Origin of the sequence: Paenibacillus antibioticophila (genome assembly GCF_000455265.1) — a bacterium.
GTDB classification, from domain to species: Bacteria; Bacillota; Bacilli; order Paenibacillales; family Paenibacillaceae; genus Fontibacillus; species Fontibacillus antibioticophila.
In genome coordinates, this window is record NZ_HG005140.1 from 131474 (window position 1) to 152969 (window position 21496).

Annotated in this window: 24 protein-coding genes and 1 riboswitch; of the genes, 5 read left to right on the top strand and 19 right to left on the bottom strand. The window is 51.2% G+C overall.

Annotation, left to right across the window (positions count from 1 at the left end):
- The first annotated feature begins 136 nt into the window (after positions 1-136).
- Complete coding sequence (locus TX85_RS14500; RefSeq protein WP_044480226.1) at positions 137-1210, top strand: LacI family DNA-binding transcriptional regulator; 1074 nt, start codon at positions 137-139, stop codon at positions 1208-1210.
- Between the two features lie 61 nt (positions 1211-1271).
- On the opposite strand, the gene TX85_RS14505 is transcribed toward TX85_RS14500, so the two are convergent.
- From TX85_RS14505 to TX85_RS14575, 15 genes are all read right to left on the bottom strand, one after another.
- Complete coding sequence (locus TX85_RS14505) at positions 1272-1763, bottom strand: low molecular weight protein-tyrosine-phosphatase (RefSeq protein ID WP_044480227.1); 492 nt, start codon at positions 1761-1763, stop codon at positions 1272-1274.
- Positions 1763-2989 (bottom strand): TraB/GumN family protein, encoded by a 1227-nt coding sequence (locus TX85_RS14510; protein ID WP_044480228.1) that lies wholly within the window; start codon positions 2987-2989, stop codon positions 1763-1765. Before TX85_RS14510 ends, TX85_RS14505 begins: the two co-directional genes overlap by 1 nt.
- Before the next feature lie 26 nt (positions 2990-3015).
- Complete coding sequence (locus tag TX85_RS14515; RefSeq protein WP_044480229.1) at positions 3016-4305, bottom strand: ABC transporter permease; 1290 nt, start codon at positions 4303-4305, stop codon at positions 3016-3018.
- A complete protein-coding gene (locus TX85_RS14520; protein WP_233500757.1) occupies positions 4298-5203 on the bottom strand; it encodes an ABC transporter ATP-binding protein in 906 nt (301 codons plus the stop codon). Before TX85_RS14520 ends, TX85_RS14515 begins: the two co-directional genes overlap by 8 nt.
- An 18-nt stretch (positions 5204-5221) precedes the next feature.
- Positions 5222-6154, bottom strand: a complete 933-nt coding sequence (locus TX85_RS14525; protein ID WP_049894973.1) for an ATP-binding cassette domain-containing protein — start codon at positions 6152-6154, stop codon at positions 5222-5224.
- Positions 6151-6564: a GntR family transcriptional regulator gene (locus TX85_RS14530; protein ID WP_044480231.1), complete on the bottom strand. Its 414-nt coding sequence runs from the start codon at positions 6562-6564 to the stop codon at positions 6151-6153. The genes TX85_RS14525 and TX85_RS14530 overlap by 4 nt, the downstream gene beginning before the upstream one ends.
- A 42-nt stretch (positions 6565-6606) precedes the next feature.
- Positions 6607-7320, bottom strand: a complete 714-nt coding sequence (locus tag TX85_RS14535) for a hypothetical protein (protein WP_044480232.1) — start codon at positions 7318-7320, stop codon at positions 6607-6609.
- A 399-nt stretch (positions 7321-7719) separates the two neighbouring features.
- Entirely contained in the window at positions 7720-8193 is a 474-nt protein-coding gene (locus TX85_RS14540; protein ID WP_044480233.1) for a DUF420 domain-containing protein, read from the bottom strand.
- Positions 8194-8206: 13 nt separating this feature from the next.
- Positions 8207-9118, bottom strand: coding sequence for a cytochrome c oxidase assembly factor CtaG (gene ctaG, locus TX85_RS14545; RefSeq protein ID WP_044480234.1), 912 nt, complete (start codon positions 9116-9118; stop codon positions 8207-8209).
- A 99-nt stretch (positions 9119-9217) separates the two neighbouring features.
- Positions 9218-9538 carry a cytochrome C oxidase subunit IV family protein gene (locus tag TX85_RS14550; protein ID WP_044480235.1) on the bottom strand — a complete coding sequence of 107 codons (321 nt, stop codon included), beginning with the start codon at positions 9536-9538 and terminating at the stop codon, positions 9218-9220.
- A gap of 5 nt (positions 9539-9543) precedes the next feature.
- Complete coding sequence (locus tag TX85_RS14555; RefSeq protein WP_044480236.1) at positions 9544-10170, bottom strand: cytochrome (ubi)quinol oxidase subunit III; 627 nt, start codon at positions 10168-10170, stop codon at positions 9544-9546.
- Positions 10167-12017, bottom strand: coding sequence for a cytochrome c oxidase subunit I (ctaD, locus tag TX85_RS14560; RefSeq protein WP_044480809.1), 1851 nt, complete (start codon positions 12015-12017; stop codon positions 10167-10169). Before ctaD ends, TX85_RS14555 begins: the two co-directional genes overlap by 4 nt.
- 111 nt (positions 12018-12128) lie before the next feature.
- Positions 12129-13187, bottom strand: a complete 1059-nt coding sequence (coxB, locus tag TX85_RS14565) for a cytochrome c oxidase subunit II (protein ID WP_044480237.1) — start codon at positions 13185-13187, stop codon at positions 12129-12131.
- A gap of 504 nt (positions 13188-13691) precedes the next feature.
- Positions 13692-14441, bottom strand: a complete 750-nt coding sequence (map, locus tag TX85_RS14570) for a type I methionyl aminopeptidase (protein ID WP_187375163.1) — start codon at positions 14439-14441, stop codon at positions 13692-13694.
- 137 nt (positions 14442-14578) lie between these two features.
- Positions 14579-14767, bottom strand: a complete 189-nt coding sequence (locus tag TX85_RS14575) for a hypothetical protein (RefSeq protein ID WP_044480239.1) — start codon at positions 14765-14767, stop codon at positions 14579-14581.
- A gap of 356 nt (positions 14768-15123) precedes the next feature.
- Here TX85_RS14575 and TX85_RS14580 point away from each other — a divergent pair, with 356 nt between their 5' ends.
- Together TX85_RS14580 and TX85_RS14585 are read left to right on the top strand one after the other, a co-directional pair.
- The gene (locus TX85_RS14580; RefSeq protein WP_049894974.1) at positions 15124-16098 is read left to right on the top strand and encodes a serine hydrolase domain-containing protein; all 975 of its coding nucleotides are present in this window, start codon (positions 15124-15126) and stop codon (positions 16096-16098) included.
- A 157-nt stretch (positions 16099-16255) separates the two neighbouring features.
- A complete protein-coding gene (locus TX85_RS14585) occupies positions 16256-16594 on the top strand; it encodes a DUF4870 domain-containing protein (RefSeq protein WP_044480240.1) in 339 nt (112 codons plus the stop codon).
- A 5-nt stretch (positions 16595-16599) separates the two neighbouring features.
- On the opposite strand, the gene TX85_RS14590 is transcribed toward TX85_RS14585, so the two are convergent.
- From TX85_RS14590 to TX85_RS14605, 4 genes are all read right to left on the bottom strand, one after another.
- Entirely contained in the window at positions 16600-17964 is a 1365-nt protein-coding gene (locus TX85_RS14590; protein WP_044480241.1) for a nucleobase:cation symporter-2 family protein, read from the bottom strand.
- A gap of 74 nt (positions 17965-18038) precedes the next feature.
- Positions 18039-18626 carry a xanthine phosphoribosyltransferase gene (locus TX85_RS14595; protein ID WP_044480242.1) on the bottom strand — a complete coding sequence of 196 codons (588 nt, stop codon included), beginning with the start codon at positions 18624-18626 and terminating at the stop codon, positions 18039-18041.
- Between the two features lie 162 nt (positions 18627-18788).
- A riboswitch (purine riboswitch) is annotated at positions 18789-18888 on the bottom strand.
- 63 nt (positions 18889-18951) lie between these two features.
- Positions 18952-19299 (bottom strand): hypothetical protein, encoded by a 348-nt coding sequence (locus TX85_RS14600; protein WP_316244895.1) that lies wholly within the window; start codon positions 19297-19299, stop codon positions 18952-18954.
- 96 nt (positions 19300-19395) lie between these two features.
- Complete coding sequence (locus tag TX85_RS14605) at positions 19396-20208, bottom strand: hypothetical protein (protein ID WP_044480245.1); 813 nt, start codon at positions 20206-20208, stop codon at positions 19396-19398.
- Positions 20209-20375: 167 nt separating this feature from the next.
- Here TX85_RS14605 and TX85_RS14610 point away from each other — a divergent pair, with 167 nt between their 5' ends.
- Positions 20376-20750, top strand: a complete 375-nt coding sequence (locus tag TX85_RS14610; RefSeq protein ID WP_044480246.1) for a hypothetical protein — start codon at positions 20376-20378, stop codon at positions 20748-20750.
- A 115-nt stretch (positions 20751-20865) separates the two neighbouring features.
- Positions 20866-21186 carry a hypothetical protein gene (locus TX85_RS26820; protein WP_148444370.1) on the top strand — a complete coding sequence of 107 codons (321 nt, stop codon included), beginning with the start codon at positions 20866-20868 and terminating at the stop codon, positions 21184-21186.
- The last annotated feature ends 310 nt before the right edge of the window (positions 21187-21496 follow it).

Consider the following 21496-nt stretch of genomic DNA (forward strand, 5'->3'; position numbering starts at 1 on the left):
TAGCTAACAATCACAATTGTAAACTAACAAAATAACAAGTTCAACTTGTTTCGCTAACAAAACACCTTGTAAACCTAATCGTAATCCGATAGTATAGATTTCGATACTCCCAAGAGAAAAAGGGGCTTTATAAGAGATGAAAAAAGTGACCATGCAGCAAATTGCCGATGCGCTTGGGCTTTCCAAATATGCTGTTTCAAAAGCGTTAGCCGGTAAAGAGGGGGTCTCCCCTCAAACCCGTGAAAAAATAATTGATACCGCTACCCGGCTTGGATATTTCAAGCAACAGCGCACCGTCAGAGGTCATGAGGAGAAAAGCAGGCCCAGTACAACAGGGCAAGAGGTATGGGGACAAGATAAGCAGACCGTCGCCGTGCTGATGCCTAATATTAGACTGCAGACCATGGACTCAACCTTCTGGAGCATGATTGTGCACGGAATCGGCAACGCGCTCTCCCGCCGCGGACTCGGCATGCTCATCCTGACGGAGCAGACTCCAGAGGGATTTGAGCGGCTGCTGAAGCCGGACAGCCTGCTCGGCGTCATCGGTGTTGGAGAAGTGACGACATCCATGCTGCTGGAGATCAAGCGGCTGGGACTACCCTTTGTCCTAACAGATCATGAGGATCCTCTCGTTCCATCCGATACGGTATTCGCCTCCAATATCGACAGCATGTCGATGATTACCGGACACCTCTGGGCATTAGGGCACCGTTCCTTCTGGTTTCTGGGAGAAATGCGCTACTCGCGAAGCTTCACGGACCGCTGGATTGGTTTTCGCAAAGCCCTGGAGGACAATGGTCTCGATATCCGCCCGGCAAACAACCAGTTAGCTTTAACCAGCACGGATCACAGCGCCAATTTCGCACTGCTGCAGGAGAAGATAAGCGAATATACCGATAACGGCGAACCGATTCCGACCGCCTGGGTCTGTGCCAATGACGAGATTGCCCTTGCCGCATTAGAAGCGCTTCAAGCAAGCGGCATGTCTGTGCCGGATGTTATATCGGTTACCGGCTTCGACAATATTGAGGAATCCGGACGTTCCGCCATTCCGCTGACTACCGTTAATGTAGACAAGGAGCGGCTGGGAGAACGTGCGGTTTCCGCTCTGCTGGACCGGATTAGCGAGCCTGGCAGACCCTTCGAGAAGATCAACCTGGCATGCGATCTGGTCGTAAGATCATCAACGGGAAGTCCTAACAAATAAAGGCCGGACGAGGAGTTTATCTCCAGTCCGGCCTTCGGCATGCTATGGATACTAATTTACATTACAGCCCCTTTTCCCGCCGAATCAGTTCCAGCAAGGCACTGCACCCTGCAGTAAGCAGGTCATAAACCTCTTCAAAATTTCCTGTATAATACGGATCAGGAACGTCCTTAAGCAGGGATTCCGGAACAAGGTCCATCAGCTTGATAATCCGGGCATCTGCCCGGGAGGCTAGCGTGCGGAGATCCTGTTCATTTTGACCATCCATAGCGACAATATAGTCAAACCGGGTAAAGTCATCCCCGGCAACCTGTCTTGCCTTCTGGCCTTCATACGAGATTCCGTACTGGTCAAGGATACGCCGTGTGCCCTCATAAGGGGGCTTGCCGGTATGCCAATTGCCGGTTCCCGCCGAATCAATCGTGATGAGCTCCTGCAATTGCGCCTCGATCATCCGATGGCGGAAGATCGCTTCCGCCATCGGAGAACGGCAGATGTTACCCAGACAAACAAACAGGACACCGACTCTATTTTTATGATCCAACCTTGTCATTATTTCCGCACCACCGTATAACCCTTATCTTCAAGCAGTTTAATGATTCCGTGTTCTCCCAAATAACGAGCTGCGCCAACTACGATCATATACTCTTCGTTCTTTCCGCTCTTCAGGTAGCCGTCGATCTTCTCTGCCATTCCAAGATTCCGGTCAATCAGCATAGCCTGATTGTACTCCTCATCTTCGGAGAAGCTGTTAGTCAGCTCCAGAAGCTGCTCATCATTTCCTGTCTTCCACATTTCAGCCATCGCATTCACGCTATCTTCCACCACATCGATATTGTCTAGCGTTGTGTTCAGGTTTTTCTCCTGCAGCTCTTTAGAAAAATTGTTGAACATACTCAGTTGAGACTCGTAAGACTCCAGCTCAATGATCGGCAGTTGACGCTCAAGCGCCTTCTGGATAAAATACAGATCCACCCCTGCCGATGCTTCATAGCCGGTCGCCGCAGTTTTCAGCGATGCAAGTGTAGAATCCACAACCCACGGCTTATAAGCATCGAGGATATCAGGCTCCAAGCCGTTTTGCTTCAGAACGCCGCCCAGCTTGGCATACGTCTCGGCCGAGATATGATCCTTCAAGGTTGATCCGTCCTGATACGTTCCCATGCTCAGAATCAAATTCTGCTGCGCTTCATCCGCCGCTTTGCTGATATCGATCTCTACGCCCAAATAGTCCGCTTCTGTAAAAGCTTCTTCAAACTCATCGCGCAGCGGATAAAAGCTGTCATCTGCGATGTGCATGGAGCCTACCAGATATACCGTCGTGCCGTTGTTTTCAACTTCCCACAGGAAGCCCCGTCCTCCGGTCTGGGAGACAGCTTCAGGCGCCGCTGCCTTGGATACCAGCTGGACCGTACGTGTCGCCTGGTCCCAACTGACTACATAGCCGGCAACATCCCCGATGATGCGAATCGGCGCATAGGTTACTCCATGAATGCGCTCCAGCTTGCTTTTCAGCGTAATCGTCCGGCCTTCCACCACAACAGTGATGGTATCGTCCGCAGTTCCGGCAAGCTTCGCATTCAAAGCCTCCAGCGTAGTGCGCAAAGGCACCAGCGTGGTTCCATCCTGAGCAATCGGCGCGGTCTCGGCCGCATATTCGATGGCTTGGTCGTTCACTTTAATCCATGGTTGTTGCGGCGCTGCCGCAGCCGGGACCGCCGATGCAAGCAGACCGGTCGAAAGAGCAAGTGATAAGAGCATGTATTTCCAGTTTTTCATAGGTCGAATTCTCCTCTACTCCTGAATTAAATTTTATAAGCACGCATTGCTTTACGCAGCTCTTTCATGGTTGGACGTTTGCCGTAGAGCAGCACGCCCGTACGATAAATCTTCGCGGCAAGCCAGCCAAAGAACAGGATCGAGACTGCCAGAATGACGAGGGAAGCCGCAATTTCCCAGACCGGGGTATCCCCTAAGCCCGCCCGCACAATCATGGAGACCGGCGAGAAGAACGGAATGAAATTACTGATCTTGATCAGCAGCGAATTGGGCGCGCTCAAGCTGAAGATGCCGATGTAGAAAGCAGCCAGCGACAGCATGGTAATCGGCATAATCGCCTGGCCCAATTCCTCCGTCCGGCTTACCAGCGAGCCGATGGCGGCAAACAATGTGGCATACAACAGGTAACCCAGCACAAAGTAAATCAGGCCCAGTACAAGCACTGTCAAATTGATATCAGCCAGGTTCAGATTCAGACTTCCAAGAACCGACTGGTTGTGCGGAAGCGACATGTTAATGCCGATTACGCCTGCAAAAATAAAGATTTGCAGCAGTCCAATGTACAGCATTCCGATAATTTTGCCAAACATCTGGGTCAGCGGCGAGACGCTGGTAATCAATATTTCCATGATTCGGGAGCTCTTCTCGGCCGTTACCTCCGCCGCAATCATATTCCCGGTCATCATAATAATCATGAAGAACAGAATGACCAGAGCGTACACAACAATGTAATTAATCGGCGCAGGACCTGCCTCTGTCTCTGCTTCATTTGCGGATGCATTTGCTCCCGAAGCATCCAGCTTAACCGGATCGATAAATACCGGAGCTGTCAGGGCAGCCAGCTGCTCCTCGCTCAGCGCCCCCTTCGTAATAACCTCTGCCTTTACACTCTGAAGAGCGGCCTGGAGCGAGCTGTTCAAGGTTTGAGGAACGCTGTCTTTATTCGAAATGTAGGAAACCGTCGGAAATGCGGATTGCCCATCCTGATTGAATTTTAGATACCCGTCGATATTCCCCGCTTTAAGCTCCGCACGAAGAGCTTCTTCATTCTCTCCCGCAAACTTTTGCAAAGTGAATCCGAATTCGCCTTGCTTCTGAAGATAGGCCTCCAGCGAAGCAACGATTTCAGGCTGGCTGGCCTCCATCACTCCGACACTCGCCGGCCCCTGCTCCCCGCCTGAAAATTTATCTATGAAATAAGGAATATTCATACCGATCGACACAAGCAGAACCAGCACCAGCGTTGTAATGAGAAATGATTTGGTCTTGATCTTGTTCAAAAATGTAAACCGGATCACCGTATTTAATTTACTCATTCGACTCACCCACTTCCTTAATAAAGATTTGATTGAGCGTCGGCTCCTTAATTTCAAAGCGTTCAACCTCGCCCTGCTCCATCGCCGTCTTCAAAATTAACTTCGCGGCAGCTACATCCGAGATGGAGATATCATATCCTCTCTCCTGTCGGCTGACCTTCTTCACACCCGGAATCCGGTCAAGCCCTTCAACCTCTCCCGTGGTATAGAGCAGCACCTCTTCACGCGGATACTTCTTTTTGATCTCTCGTAAATCTCCTTGAAGCACGGTGCGGGAACGGTCCAAAATCGTAATATTACGGCACAGCTCCTCAACATGCTCCATCCGGTGCGTTGAGAACAGGATGCTCGTTCCTTGATCGCGAAGCTCCTTGACGGTTGCCTTAAGCAGCTCCACATTGACCGGGTCCAGGCCGCTGAAGGCCTCATCCATAATCACAATCTGCGGCTTGTGCACCACGGCGGCGACAAAGCCCATCTTCTGCTGATTCCCCTTGGAAAGCTCCTCGATTTTCTTATCGTAATACTCCGGCACCTCAAAGCGCTCGAGCCAATATTTCAGACTCTTATCGGCTTCTGCGGCGGACATGCCCCGTAGACGGGCCAAATAAATGATCTGTTCGCTAACCTTCACCTTAGGATAGAGACCGCGCTCTTCCGGCAGGTAGCCCATCTGCGACTGCAGTTCCGGGCCGTATGGCTTCCCATTATATAGAATCCGCCCGCTATCCGGATAGATCAGACCGAGCACCATCCGCATGGTTGTCGTCTTCCCTGCTCCGTTAGCGCCCAGCAATCCGTAAATTTCGCCCTCTTCAACCTGCAGCGTAATTTGATCCACCGCTCTTTTCTCTCCAAATTCCTTTACAACCTGTTCCAGTTCCAGTCTCTTTGCCACCATAATCCGCCTCCATTCCTAGTTTGAATCGATTAATCCATCAGGTGCATTTCCCTGCATCCATAGCTGAAGTATCTCTTCCAGCTCCAACACGCGGCTCTTGATAATCTGCGCATTTCCGCCTGATGATGCTATTCTTTTCTCCAGCTCCGCCTCGTCCTTCAATACCATACGCAATATGGAGGGGCCGTCAGGCTCGCATTTGATCACGCCATTCATGCCCGTCAAGAAGCTGCCTTCCGCCCCGCGAACCCAATACTCCTTCCAGCTTCCGAGCAGCGCGTCCTTTTCAGCCATGCCTCGCAGCTCTCCCCGCTGAACAAGAACAACAAAATCCGCAAGCCGCTTGATCTCTTCCACAATGTGCGTGGACAGGACGATGGTCGATGCGTCCTCATCCAGGCTTCTTCTCAGTTCCTCGATCATATCCTTCCAGGCAAATGGATCCAGTCCGGCCGATGGCTCATCGAGCAGCATCAGCTTTGGCCTTGCGGCCATCACTGCTGCGATTTCAAATTTACGGCGTTCCCCCTTGGACATTCGGTTCAGCTTCTCTTTACGGGGCACCTCAAATCGGTCCATCAGTCTTTCATAACGCTGCCAGTCCCAGGCCGGATACCAGTGCGATCTGAACCTTGCCGCCTGGTCGGCGGTCATAATATGCTCTTCGGCTGCGGGGTGCTCAGGAACATAACCCATCTGCTGGCGAATCTCCAACGGAATTGGGCCTTCGAACCCTCTGCCATACCATCGCACACTGCCTGTATCCGGAATCAGGGTTTGCAGCATCATGTTCAGCAATGTTGTCTTACCGGATCCATTAGGGCCGACTAATGCAACTACATAGCCCTGAGGAATCTTGAGCTGAAACGGCCCAATCTGTCCCCGGGGGCTCTTTTTCACCACATTCATAAGCTCGACTGCTGCTACTCCGCTATCCGGTTGCATCATTCCTGGTCACCCCTTTTTCCTGCATCCTTATATTTAATCTGTAAAATATCCAGAAACAGCTTCTTCAGCTCCTGGCTGCTGTACTGCACGGAAATCCCCGTATCTACTGCCGCCTCAACCGCCTTCTGAACTACCGCACGTTTATATTCATCACGCTCGCCAGCCGCAACATTTGCCACAAAGGTCCCTGTCCCCTGCTTGGTACGCAGTAATCCTTCATTTTCAAGGTCCTGATACACTCTTCGCACCGTGATGACACTGCAGTTCAGACTGCTTGCGAACTCCCGGATGGAAGGAAGCAGCGTTCCCTCCTCAAGCTGTCCGCTTACGATAAGCGACTTCAATTGAGTCTCAATCTGATGATAGAGCGGCTCCGCACTATTCTCGTTAATCTGAATCGGAATCCACACCTTCCGTTCACCTCCAACTCCAAGATCATCTTGGATGCTCCTTTATCCCCTAAGACTTCTTCGGCTCAACTTGCGGATAGCAAGAGTACAAAAGCCTGCAAGCAGAAGCCCGCCTCCCAGCAGCGTTCCCCACATCAGAGAAGACAGCATTCCGTGCTCCCTGCTCATTTGCATCGAATATTCAGTCAGACCGAAACCAGAAATAGCGGATATCAGAGCAGCAAGTCCGAACAACAGCACCATCAAAATCGTAAACCACATGTAAGTTCGGCCGCTGGTGGTGAATTCGAAGAAAATGAAGATTCCATTCACCGCTAATGCATAGCCTAGCCAAGTCAATATAAATACGGCATACTGAAGCCCGTTCATATTCATATCAAAAAGCAACCGGATGGCTGTGAACAGGATAACACCATTAATAAGGAAGGCGGCAATCATATGAAGAAATCTGCTCTTCATCACCGTTTCAACCGGAATCGGCAATGTACGATAATAGAACAACATTCTTGTATAGGTGTCATCCTTGATATAGTTAAATGAGCGCTTGGAGAACAGAATGCCGGCCAACGGAAGAACAGCCAGCATGAGGAAATCGATCACTGGATTCAGGTGATCCTCTTGCTCCGAGAGACCATACATCATCAGGCCGATCATCGCCCCTGCATACGCCATGAAGAGCGGACCCCAGATCAGGTACACCCTATCGGTGCTAAGCTCTTTCTTGATAATCACCCAAGCATCCCGCCACTTGTTCAAGCGTCATCACCTTTCCCGTCTTGCGCAGGTTTTCGGTTCGAAATCACTGTGCTTACTGTTTATATCTTTATACACAGTATAATCTCTGGCCTTATGTACGTCAACCCTAATCCTGGGAAAAATACAACCGCTCGCTTGGCGCTCATGCATAGCAAAAAGGCTCCAAAGTCCGTCTTGCATGACTTCAGAGCCCTTTTTGCTGAGAAAAATATCGTCATAAGTTAAACTCCTGCCTGTATACTGAGGGCAACGTGTGAAGTGTTCTTACGATCGCTGTTGTTCACGGATTTCTCTGATTGAACTAAGCCATCATAGGGTGGAAATCCGTTCTCAAAGGCGAACGCTTTCGCTTCTTTCAGAACATTTCACACTTATGCCCTTTCTACTTGGCTGCTCTATTTAACTTATATTCAATCCAAAGATAGCTTCCCATACAGGCCGGGTATGGCCGCCTGGATAGAGCAGATACAGCAGCACGTATACCGTTATCCCGGTAATTGCCGTGGCAAACCAAATGAGCGAAGTGATCTTGCCCCATTTCCGATGCTTGGCATATTTTTCTTTAAAGCCTAGCACCAGGGTTGTAATGCCGAAGACAGCCGCCACGCTCGCCAGCACAATATGGAAGATGAGGAAGACGCGATAATACACTTCCAGATCCTCCGGGCCGCCCCATGATGTATTGCCGATAAATATGGTGCGCGACATGTAGATGATAAAAAAGAGGATGGCCGCGATCGCCGCAGCTATCATTGTCTTCTTATGGGCTTCCCGTTTCCCCTTGATAATCAGTGCCCAACCGATGGCAACCAGCACGGCGCTTAGGGCAATAAATCCTGTACTGATCGTAGGGAATATAAAATACCAATCCATGAATATCCTCCAATCACGTAAGATTCATCTTCGCCTCGTCCCCGGAAAGCTCGTCATCCTCCCGATTCTCCCGCTTGTACCAGTTGTAGAACACATAGGCAAGCATCGATGCAAAGATAATCTCCTGAATAAACTTCATTATAATGCCTCCAACCTGCTGGTCAATAGCAGGCTCCAGATAACCGAAGAATTCAGGTCCCCCGAAGCGGGATAGCAGCATTCCCGGATCACCGGATACACAATACCCCATCGCTTGAGCCCAGACCGCCGGATCACTATAGGTCGCATAGAGCGGTTCAGGCGCAAAAATAATCAGACCGCAAGCCGGAGTAAGCAGCACCATGTTCAGAAAAATAAAGCCCATTTGCTTCAGTCCATGCACTTCCGAATGATCCGGCAGAGGCTTGACCAGCGTCCACCACATCAGAATGGCTGCGATGAACAGAACCGCATAGTACAGACGGTGAATAGTAAAATGGAGCATGACGTAATCATGAATGGCAGGGAAATGATAGAGCGAGAACAGTCCGTTAAATACCACAGCCGCGACGATCGGATGCGTCAGAAAGCGCAGGCGGGACAACGGACTGCGGGACAACTGCTCTGCAAGTCTGCGCCAAATCCAATTCGGCAGCCCCAGCATCAGAAGCGGCGGGGCAATCAGGTACGATAGCGCCATACTAACCATGTGGAAGCTGAACATGATATGCCCCAGCAGCTCCACAGGGCCTCCCTGGGCAGCATAAAGCACAGTCATACCCAGTAAAAACAGGGCCTTACGTCCAGCTGTCACCGGCTTCCCCTTATGCAAGCGATCATGGACAGGACCAGTCAGTACGAGATAAGCCGCTGTAATCAATAACATAACCGCCAGAAAAACAGGACTCCAAATTTCTTCCCACTTAAAATAGGCTAATCCAAACACCACATATCCCCCTTGCACTGCCAATCAATTGTCCAAATTGTGAACACGGCTCTAACAAGACGAAAGAGGCGGCTTATTCCAAGCCCGCCTCTCCTTATTTTACCACCACATCCAGTATAGCGCCGCTATAATAGCCAATCCGGCGACAAAAAAGCCTCCGGCCATGAACAGAATCGGGATCATATGCCCCTTATCCTTCATGTGCATCCAGTAGCCGAGCTGGATCAGCACCTGCAGAATGGCCATCACCAGCAGCAGAATGACCGTAAATGCTGTATTCACGCCTCCCGCTGCAACCGCTGCGAAGGCGATCAAGGTCAGGATGATCGAAAAGATGAACGCAATCACATGCTTCTGCGGCCCTTCCTGGCGATGCCGATGCTTCACCGCCCCGTCTTCGTTCAGATCATGGGTGCTCATTCCCGTCAGACCACCTTTCCAAGCAAATAGACCACCGTGAAAATAAATACCCATACCACATCTATAAAGTGCCAGTACATGGCGGATACATAGATTTTAGGAGCCGTAACGGCCGTAAGCCCCTTCTTCATCAGTTGTCCGATCAGGATCGAAATCCACAGAATCCCGAACAGCACGTGCGCTCCGTGGAATCCAACCAGTGTATAGAAAGCTGAACTGAATGCGCTGGTCGTCATCCCGTAGTCATCATGAACGATGTACTCATAAAACTCGTAAATTTCAAGCAGGAGGAACGCAAGACCGAGCACGACTGTCACTCCAAGCCAGGTAGCCAGCGACTTCCTGTTGCCGCGATGCATCGCCTGAATAGCGAACACACTCGTCAAGCTGCTGACCAGCAGGATGAAGGTGGCTGCCGCCGTGATCGGCAAGCTGAACAACTCCGCCGCAGAAGGGCCGTCCGCAACTTGATCCCGCAAGGCCAGGAAGGTGGCGAACAGCGTTCCGAACAGCACCGCCTCCCCGCCAAGGAACAACCAGAAACCGAGCACCTTATTGCGTCCTTCCAGCGTCGCCTTCTCCGGTTCATGGGGAAGCGTATCACTCACTTGCTGTGCATGTGGTGTTGTCATGCCTGAACCCCCCCATCCTTCAATTCTTCCTCTTCAATATGCCAGCCGTGATCATCGTGCAACGATCTTAGCAGCATGCAGAGAAAGGTCAGTCCAAGACCAATAGCAACTACAATATATTTATTGAACATAAAGTTCAGGAAGCTATTTCCAAAGTCATCATTCGTGAACATAAAGCCCAGGCCGGCAATGAATAATCCCACGGACATGAGGAATGGCAATATTGTTGGTGAAGGCATATGAATCGGGCCTACAGGCTCTGCTGGCGTCATCTCTTGATGTCCTGCCATCTTTTCCTTCCAGAATGCATCGATCCCGCGAACCAGCGGAATTTGCTTAAAGTTGTACTCCGGAGGCGGCGACGGAATAGCCCATTCCAGCGTCCGGCCATCCCCCCATACATCCCCGGCAACTCCCTTCTTCTCCCGGAAGGAGAGAATGACGTTCGCCAGGAAGATCAGCACGCCTACACCCATCAAAAACGCGCCAATGGTACTGATCAGATTCATCAGATCAAAGCCCTGATTCGGCAAATAAGTAAATACGCGGCGCTGCATCCCGATAAGTCCCAGGAAGTGCTGTACGAAGAAGGTCATATGGAAGCCGATAATAAAAGTCCAGAATTCCCATTTGCCCAGTCGTTCGCTTAGAACGCGTCCGAACATTTTAGGCCACCAGTAATGCAGACCGGCGAACAGGCCAAGCACCAGACCTCCGACAATTACGTAATGGAAATGCGCTACGACAAAATAGGTGTCATGGTACTGATAATCCGCTGGCGCCGAGGCCAGCATAACGCCAGTAACCCCGCCCATGACGAAGGTCGGTATGAAGCCGGCGGCAAATAAATTTGCTGTGGTGAACGTAATTTGTCCTCCCCACATCGTAAATAACCAGTTGAAGATTTTGATACCGGTCGGAACCGCGATAAGCATCGTCGCAATCGAGAACAAGGCATTGGCGATCGGCCCCATCCCTGTCGTGAACATATGGTGGGCCCAGACCATGAAGCCGAGGAAGGCAATCAGAATGGTCGCAAACACCATGGAGCTGTATCCGAACAAGCGCTTCCGCGAGAAGGTACTGACCACCTCGGAGATCACGCCGAACGCCGGGAGAATCAATATGTACACCTCAGGGTGGCCAAAGATCCAGAAGATATGCTGCCACAGCACCGGGTTGCCCCCGAGTTCAACATTGAAGAAATTCGCGCCCAGAATCCGATCGAAGGTTAACAATACGAGCCCGACGGTAATCGCCGGAAAAGCAAACAGAATCATGGCCGAGGTTACGAAGGTCGTCCACGTAAACATCGGCATCCGCATAAAAGACATGCCTGGCGCCCGCATCGTAATAATCGTTGCCAAAAAGTTAATCCCGCCGATCAGCGTCCCTAAACCGGCGATCTGCAAGCCGATGGTATAGAAATCCACACCATGAGTGGCGCTGAACTGCGAGGATGACAATGGTGTATAAGCAGTCCAGCCTGCATCCGGCGCTCCGCCCATCACCCAGCTCAGATTCAGCAGCAAGCCGCCAAACAGAAACGTCCAGAAGCCCAGCGAGTTCAGAAAAGGAAAGGCCACGTCCCGCGCACCGATCTGCAAAGGAATTACCGCGTTCATCAAAGCAAAGATCACCGGCATCACGCCTAGAAAAATCATCGTTGTGCCGTGCATTGTAATTAACTCGTTGAATTGCTGGGCCGTTACGAAATCATTCATCGGCTTGGCGAGCTGAACCCGGATCAAGAGCGCTTCAATACCGCCGATTCCGAAGAAAAATCCACCTGCCAGCAAATATAATACCGCTATTTTTTTGTGGTCAACTGTTGTGATCCAATCCATGAATCCCTTGTACCGCTTGACACTATGAGCGTGAGCCAAGGCTGTGTACCCCCTTATCGTTGCTGCGGCTTCACACCGCGCCAGTCAGTGAGCTCGAAGAATCACCATCCCTTATTCATACGATAGCTTGTAATCGGCCAGATATTTGGCGATCGCTTCGATTTCCGCATCCGTCAGCCCCAGATCCTCCTTGGGATCCGGCATCCGGTTACCCGGCTTCCACTTCTGAGGGTCCTTGAGCCATGCCTCCATATTCTCCTGGACAGGCCGGGTATCAACCGCATTGCCCGAGCCTTCGGCATTCAGAAGAATACTTGCTACCGTCTCTCTGCTGCCTACCCCCGTTAAATTCGGCCCTACCGGAACTCCTTGATCGCCAACGGCATGGCATGACAGACATTGCGTCCGGAAGACTTCGGCCACCGCCGGATCTTCCGGCAATACAGCAGGCGCTTTCATAGACTCTACCCAAGCATTGAACGATTCTTCACTGACCGATTTAACCTTAAATTCCATAAAGGCATGGGACTGTCCGCATAGCTCCGCACATTTCCCTAGATAGACACCCTCCTGCTCCGCTTCAATCCAGGCTTTGTTCACGGTCCCATCTGTATTGGTATCCGTCTTGCCCGCCAGCGAAGGCACCCAGAAGGAATGCAGTACATCAGCCGTCTTAAGCTCCAGCGCAATTTTCTTCCCAGTAGGAATAATCATGTCTTGCGCTGTTGTTATTCCATAATCCGGATACGAGAACTCCCACCAGAACAGATGGGCTGTCACCTGAACCCTAACAGCGTTCTTATCGTTCCAGTAATCCTCTCCATAGGCGAAGATCTTCTGAACCGTGAACACACCAAGGATCAGCACCAGTACGAGCGGAATTGCCGTCCAGACAACCTCCAGCTTGAAATTGCCTTCAACTTGCTTGGGAACTTCCTGTTGTCCTGGCTTGCGCCGAAAGCGGATCCAGACATAGGCCGCGATCGCAAACACAACGAGCATTACTACAACCATGATTGATATGGACAATATAATCAGATCGAATTGGCCTTGTGCCACGGTTCCTTGCGGTCTGAGCACCGACAGATCCTCCCGTCCGCATGCGGACAACAAGAGAGACATCGCGAGCAGAGGCAACAGACGCTTGATACCCTTCCACGGTTTCATCATTGATCAACCCCACTTTTCCGTTTAGTAACCAGTTTATGTACAGGCTTGAGCATAAAAAACGGATTCATGTATCACGGATTTTATCCCCTGTCAATTACAGTTATCACCTATTAAATATATGATCGAACCCATGTTTTGTCAACGTTCACAACTTAGTTCACAAATTGTTCAAATATCTGAAATCCCGCTTGAAACAAGGGTTTGCGAACGTTTTCACATGTTTTTAATCTTTGAAAACGACGCTTGAACCCGCCTCCTCCCTTCCTTTTCCGGCTTCTTTTTTAGAATATTCATTTTTGACATTTATCAAAACTTTATGACTGAAACCTGAGAGTCTGTATACCAGCATTCCTGATATTGGAATATTGTCAGCGGAGAATTTGGTTGCTGAAAAAATAAAAAAACCAAGCCCTTTCCCTTTGCAGGGCTCAGGCTCGGTTTTAAATAATGAGATCGATCGGTCTAAATTAAGTGCACGTACAATTATCAGTTCAACTTATCTAATCAGCAAGTCAAGATGACGGGGCCTTCCTCCGTGATAGCTAGCGTATGCTCGTAATGAGCTCCAAGGCTTCCGTCTGCAGATCGGATCGTCCAGCCATCCTGATCCCAGAATACCGCTCCGGTGTCTCCCAGCGTCAAGATCGGCTCAATGGTTATAACCATTCCCGCCTGCAGCTTCGGACCTGAACGAGGGCGCCCAAAGTTGGGGACATCCGGCGGTTCATGCATATTGCGCCCGATTCCATGACCGATGAGCGGCTTTACAATTCCAAGCCCGGCCTTGCGGGCGACTTCCTGAACCGCATAGCTGATATCCCCTACTCGGTTCCCAATGCGTGCTGCTTCAATGCCGGCTGCAAGAGCCCTCTCCGTTACCTGCAGCAGTCTCTCCGCTTCCTGCGATACATTTCCGACCCGATAGGACCAGGCCGAATCCGCCATCCAGCCGCTTTTATTCACGACAATGTCAATGGTGACGATATCCCCCTCCTGAAGCGGAACGGTCCCTGGAAACCCATGACATACTACTTCATTCACTGAGGCGCAGATCGCAAAAGGAAACCCTCTGTAGCCCTTCTGAGCAGGGGTCGCCCCGCGGCTTGCCAGATAGACCTCTACCAGTCTGTCAATCTCCGCCGTCGTGACTCCCGGCTTGATCACCTTGGCAATCTCCTTATGGCAGTCAGCCAAAATGGCTCCGGCCATTCTGATACGCTCAATTTCTTCCTTCGACTTCAACTGAATCTTCAAATTGCTAGCCCCTTTCATGATGACTGTTCGGCTCTGTGGCTATTATATGCCGCATACCAAGAAAAAACGCCCGAGCGATCTGCCAGGCGTTCGTTATTAACAGCTATTATAGTGAATTCTGTTTATATGCAATCTCCTCAGGAGACCGAAGAGTCGAGCTTGTCGAGCTCCATTTCAACCAGATGAGTCAATTCTTCCTCATACCCACCTGTAATCCGGTACTTGCGGACATACTCCTTCACAAATTTCTTAGGATCCTTCGGCTTGAATATTCGCGTCATTTCCCGCAAACTTTCTTTCACCTCATTGTGACCTTTCGTTGCCATACCATATTCCCTCCCAGAACGATTCTAGTTCAATGCTCCGATTTCGAGAATGCCGAAAAGCTAGTATGTCGTGAAGTTAGATGTTGCTGATGCCTCTTTTCAGCGGGTGCATGACACTATACATACCCTCACCCGTTCTCGATGAATCAGGCATGATCAAATCAAGCGTCCTTGCAGCTGTATGCCGGTCTTAGAGAATCATCCATGCGGAAAAAGACCTCTACCTCCTATATTGTAACATATTCATCTCCCCGGTACAGCTTTCTTCCAAAATCAATCATCCTTTTAATTTTATTCCTTGTTACTTATATCGGTCTGTGCGGGTAAAAATACAAGTAAAAAACCTAGGAGGCTTTATGAATTTCACAACGCCGACTGACCCCGCCTTCCATGCTGCCGACCGGACAATTCGTGCCCATTATCCTGGAATTCGCTGCTTTCTGCTTGCCCAGCATGGACAGATGCGGCATGAGCAATACTTTCAGCAATCCCTTCCGGCAGTACTCCATGATCTTAGATCGGCAACAAAAAGCGTCCTCTCCATTCTGCTTGGCATCGCTCAGTATCAAGAGCTATTACCCGAATTGGACAAGCCGGTATGGGACGATGTGAAGGAGTATGCCCCGAGCAGACCCGACTCCTATTGGCCCGAGATGACGCTGAGACAGCTCCTTTCCATGACGGGCGGGCTGTATTGGCAGACCGGCCCCAAGCTCGGCGAACGATTCATACATCGCTTACACCGCAGTAAAAATTGGACCGGTTTTGTCTTGCGGCTGCCTGTCATACCGGAGCAACTCGGACATTTTCAATACTGCAGCGCTTATTCCCATCTCCTTGCTTGTCTACTGTCCAAATGGAGCGGCACCCCTGTCAGAGATTATGCAGACCGTTACCTGTTCAGTCCGCTTGAGATTAAAGATTATCACTGGGAAACCGCTCCGGACGGCGGCGCCTGCGGGCATGTCGGTCTCTATATGAAAGCTATCGATATGATGAAGCTTGGCCAGCTTTGTCTTGCGGGAGGCACCTTCCGAGGGAACCGCCTGCTTCATGAAGAATGGCTTCACGAATCAATGACGCCGCGTGGAGAAGCATTTTCCGAATACGGGCAATACGGCTACCATTGGTGGACCAGTGAATTCCACGGTCTCCGTTACGCTTATGCTCATGGTCATGGCGGCCAGCAAATTTATGTGCTCCCCGAGCTGGAAGCCGTGGCGGTATTCGCCTCCGCCTGCAACGTCAAGCGCTGTAAAAATCCCAAGCGGCTGATGGAGGAGCAGATATTGCCAGTCCTGCTTGCTGACCGCGGAACGGGCTCTGAATAAGCAAAAGCGCGGACGCCGCCCCTTTGACAAGGTGCTGCGCGCCCGCGCTTCAATCCGGTTCTGCCCGTCCCGTGTATGACATAGTATGAAAATATAAGTTAATTGTTCAAAAAGTCGGCTTTTTGAACTACCTCTATAACGGAAAGCAGGTGCATGTATGTCTCCATTCCGATCATCAACCGGACTTTATGAGAATGTCGCAGCCTTTCTATGTTACTTATTCGCTTTCGTAGGAGGCGTTGTCTTCCTCCTGATCGAGCGCAGAAGCCGCTTTGTCCTGTTTCACGCCCTGCAATCGGTCATCCTGTTCGCCGGCTTGATGGTATTTCATGCCGCCGCAGGCTTCCTTCCGATCATCGGCGTCATTGTCGGTATGCTTCTCTCCCTGCTGAGCCTTGTACTCTGGATTGTCCTTATGCTGGCCGCCCTTCAAGGAAAATGGCTCAAGCTGCCCTGGATCGGCGAGTTCGCCGAGCGGCAGCTGAACCGGATGTAAGGCGGTTAAGCGGTAAGTTCCGCTGCTGCCGGTTCTTCCTCTTCCGCGGTGCGGGACGCTTTAGTGCTGTCTCCGCGCAGGCCGTTAAAGAGCAGATTCATGACAATGGCTGTAAAGCTCCCGGCTACGATGCCGTTGTCCACCAGAATCCGCAGCCAGGCAGGCAATGCGTCAAAAATCTGGGGAACAACAGTTACGCCAAGGCCCATGCCTACCGAGCAAGCAATGATGAGCAGGTTCTCATGACGGTTCAAGTCCACTTGGTCCCCAAGCATCCGGATACCCGAGGAGAGCACCAGACCAAACAAGGCAATCATCGCTCCGCCCAAGACGGAAGTAGGAACAAGCTGTGTTAATGCTGCAATTTTAGGAACAAAGCCAATGAGGATAAGCAGGCTCCCCGCTACAACGATAACATCGCGGGTTTTGACCCGGCTCATCTGGACGAGCCCGACATTTTGCGAATAGGTCGTATACGGGAAGGAATTGAACACGCCGCCCAGCATAATGGCCAGGCCTTCCGCACGGTAGCCGCGTTCAAGATCCTTGGAGGTAATATCTTTATCCACGATTTTGCCCAGAGCCATAAATACGCCGGTGGATTCCGCAACACTCACGATCGCTACAAGAATCATTGTCAAAATAGCCGAAGCATGGAAGGTCGGCTTGCCGAAGTAGAAGGGCTCAATCATGTGGAACCAGCCTGCTTCCTTTAACGGTGTCAGGTCAACCAGGCCCATGAAGCCGGCAACGATTGTCCCCGCGAGCAGGCCCAGCAGCACGGAGATGGAACGAAGAAATCCGGTGGCGAACCGGTTCATCAGAATGACGAAGATCAGAACCCCAAAGCCCAGCATCAGATTGGCAGGACTTCCGAAATTCGGGTCAGCCGTGTTGCCGCCGCCCAGATCCGTAAGAGCTACCGGAATAAGCGTGACGCCAATAATCGTGACGACCGAGCCGGTTACAACCGGCGGGAACAAAGCGATCAGCTTGCCGAACAAGCCTGAGAACAGGAAGACAAACAGGCCTGAAGCGATGATCGCCCCGTAAATGGCACTCACACCCATTCCATCCTCAAGGCCGATCGCGATCATCGGGGATACCGCTTGAAATGCACAGCCCAGCATCACCGGCAGACCGATCCCGAAGTAGCGGTTCCCGAAAACTTGAAGCAGTGTTGCGATCCCGCAGGCGAGCAGGTCAATGGCGATCAGATACGTCAAATCCTGATGCGATAGTCCTAGAGCCCCGCCTACAATCAACGGTACGATGACCGCGCCGGCATACATGGCCAGTACATGCTGCAAGCCCAGTGAAAAAGTCTTAAACGGATGCCGGTTTCTTTGAAATATTGCCTCGCGTTCCATGTGAATCTATTCCTCCCCGTATGGTTACCCTCTAAATTCTCAAGTTATCTCTCTGTGTAGTACTCTTGATCTAATTATTGCCCGTGCACTTCTTCTACGAAGCTGACGGTTCCATTTTCTAGCGAAGCAATCCGTACCAGCGAATCAACCCGGTATCCTGCTTCTTGCAGCAGCCCTGCACCGGGCTGGAAAGACTTCTCGATCACAATTCCGATCCCCGCAACGCTTGCGCCGGCTTGTTCCGCAATTCGAGCCAAACCGAACGCCGCCTCGCCATTCGCCAGAAAATCATCGATAATCAGGATTCGATCGCCTTCCTGCAAAAACTTTTTGGATACGGTGATCTCATTGCTCTCACGCTTGGTGAACGAATATACCTTCTCCACGTAGATGTTGTCCTTCAGCGTAAGCGACTTATGCTTTCTTGCGAAAATCATGGGCACGCCGAGCTCCATTGCCGTCATGATGGCCGGAGCGATTCCTGAAGATTCGATCGTTAAGATCCGGGTAATCCCTTCGTCTTGAAATCTCCGGGCGAACTCTCGTCCAATTTCCTTCATCAGCAGCGGGTCCATTTGGTGGTTGAGAAAAGAATCCACCTTCAGCACCTGCTCTCCCAGCACGATCCCCTCAGTCATTACCTTGTCTCTAAGCAGCTTCATGTCTCTCTCCCCCTGTGAATTCTATTCGGACATGCATCTCCGGACACAAAAAAGTCCGTCTCCCGGCCGGGAAACGGACTGAAATTGCGGAAAACCATACACGCTTAAACCCAAAAGAAGCCCGGCCCGCTCAAAGAACAGGCCGACTTCCCTTAGTTTGAATACATATCATGGTTTCCCCGTAGTCCAATCATTCCGGTGATCGGGTAGAAACATGCAGGCCCATTCCTGCACATATACGAGAAAAATGCCGAACTCAAAAGCAATGTTAGCAGTATAACGCACAACCTGATAGAAAATAAAGAGGAATTTTTGTGCAGTCCCGTTAGATCGGACGCGATTCACCCGGAAGCAGGTGAGTTAACAGGGATCTCAGCTCCTGATCCTCTTTATAAGTCTTCTCCCCGGTATCCAGTCTGCGAATCCGGATCAAGCTGTAAGCAGCTCCAGCCTCGGCCGGTTTAAAGACCAACTCCTCGCGGTCCTCTATTTTCAGCTTGAAGCCCATCGACTGAAACATATCCAGAAAGTCGCGCTCCGAGGGCTTTTCCCCCTCGTTTAAAAAAATCAAACCCCTTAATTCCTTGCTCTCATGAGGATAGACGACCTCAAAGTGAACAATGCATTCCAATGTTGCCAGCTCCCTTCCGTAATCGTTGCTGCAAGTATTCATAATCAGATTAGACCAAGTCGCAACCAATATACTATTTACTACGGATGAGTTCACGGGGGACCAGCTGGACTTTGCAACATTTTAGTGAACGATGCTCTAAATTTGCTCGGAGCCGCAATGCGGACACCACTTGGTTCCTTTCACCAGCTCAACGGAACAGACTTGACATTGCACAACCGGAATTGCCGTCGCCAGAGGATCCGAAGACTTCTCTCTGGCATTAGCCACCTCCTGCCACGAGCGGATTCGCTGATCCATCTCCTCCTGACGCCTCCGCTCCCGCTCAAGCTCCTCCTGGCGCCTTTGCTCCCGTTCAAGCTCCTGCTGTCTGCGCGCTTCATGCTCCTCATCTTCGGGGTAATCCGTTTGCGGCTCCGGTTCTACCTCGAGGGAAGCCATCGCCTCTTCGCGCGAAGCGGAAGGGATCAGAAAATCCAAGGGGTCGGCTGGCAGAACAGGAGGATGCTCCGGCTCCAGCTCCGGTTCCTTTGCCCTGACCGGAATCTTCTCTTCGGCTTGTTTCGGATTCTCTCTGACAGGCGCCACCGCCTTCGGTCTATGCAGCTTATGCCCGCAATACTGGCAATACAGTCCATCCTCAGCAACCGTTTTGCCGCACGCGCCGCACAGCCGCTCATTTTTCAACTCAGCGATCTTGGCCCGAATCTCATCCCGTTCTTCAACAAGAAGATCACATGTCTTCGCCAGCTCCAGCATTTCTTTCTCTGCTTCTGACATATCCTTTTGACGGTACCCGTCATAGAAGACTTCACCCATTTTTTGATGGTACAGTCCCATCTCGCGTTCAATAGTTGTTATTTGTGTGTTCAACCGCCCGATTTCCACGGCATTTTGCGCTCGGTCGGATACCTTTCCCGCCCCGTCTTTTATACGCTGAAAAAAATTCATGACAGTAGTCCTCCATTCCTGACGGTGTGAATTTGGTTCGATTATAACTGCTATCATACCACTTTTGGAATCCCGGTGAAAATCGGACTTGATTCACATTCGACAAGCGCGTGTAAACAAAAAATAGGGCTTCTCTGCCACGCTCCGTCACGGAAAGGAAGATGCATATGGAACACGAAAAGCAGACTTACTATGTATCTGTCGCTCATCGTCTTATTCAGGAGTCCCCTAATGATTCAGCCGAATTCGAAGTCCTGCTGGATGAAGAAGAATTATCGTTGCTGCAGGACAAGCTGAACGCTTTAACAGCCGAAGATGACTACACGTTCCGGCGCGCGCCGGTTCCCTATAAATCGGCAGACCATGATGCTGCTCCGGAGCAATTCAACAAGCAGCTCTCCGAGCTGTACGTGCTTCTCTACCGCTCCGGAACGGCCAGAACCCGCACCATGCTCATGGAATCGGGTATTCTCAGCCGGCTGGGCAATACGGATTATCACCACCCCGGCTATGGCGAACATGGATCGCCGCTGAATAAGTAATACGAAGGGGCTGCTCAAATAAGTAAGTTCAAAGGAACTGTTCATTTGAAGTCCCCAACAAAAGATGGGCGAGAAAACGCGAGGTTTTCCGCCCAGTTTTTGATCGTTCGCACATGTGGGCGGCACCCGCTTCGCCTTTCGCCGCATGAGTGGCCGCTCCAGCGTCTATGCCAGCGCCTACACCAGCGTCGGCAATTTTAGTGCCTTTTGGCACTTGTTTCGCCGCATAAGCGCCTACGCCAGTAATTTTAGTGCCTTTTGTTACTTATTTCGTCGCATGAGTGCCCACGCCAGCAATTTTAATGCCTTTTGGCACTTGTTTCGTCGCATGAGCACCCACGCCAGCAATTTTAATGCCTTTTGGCACTTGTTTCGTCGCATGAGCACCCACGCCAGTAATTTTAATGCCTTTTTGTTACTTGTTTTGCGCGCATGAGTGCCCTCGACACAGCAACGGACGCCCGGGAGTTAAACGGGCGTCCGTTGTGCTCTACCGCCGGATCTTGCCGTTTGGCGATCCGGCTGCTCTTGGGGGCGGGCCGGCGGCGAGCTCAGCCGCCCGCTCCCTCACGCGGGCGGCGACCAGCTCCAGCCCCTTCGCCGCCCCGGACACGCCCGGCAGCAGCGCTGCCCATGGGGCCGCATCCGGTCCGGGCTCGCGGTCCAGCCGCGGTTGTGCGGCGGAGGCGGACCCGGGAGGAGTTCCATGCCGGAACTCCTCCTGCAGTCCTGCCGCCACATCGTGG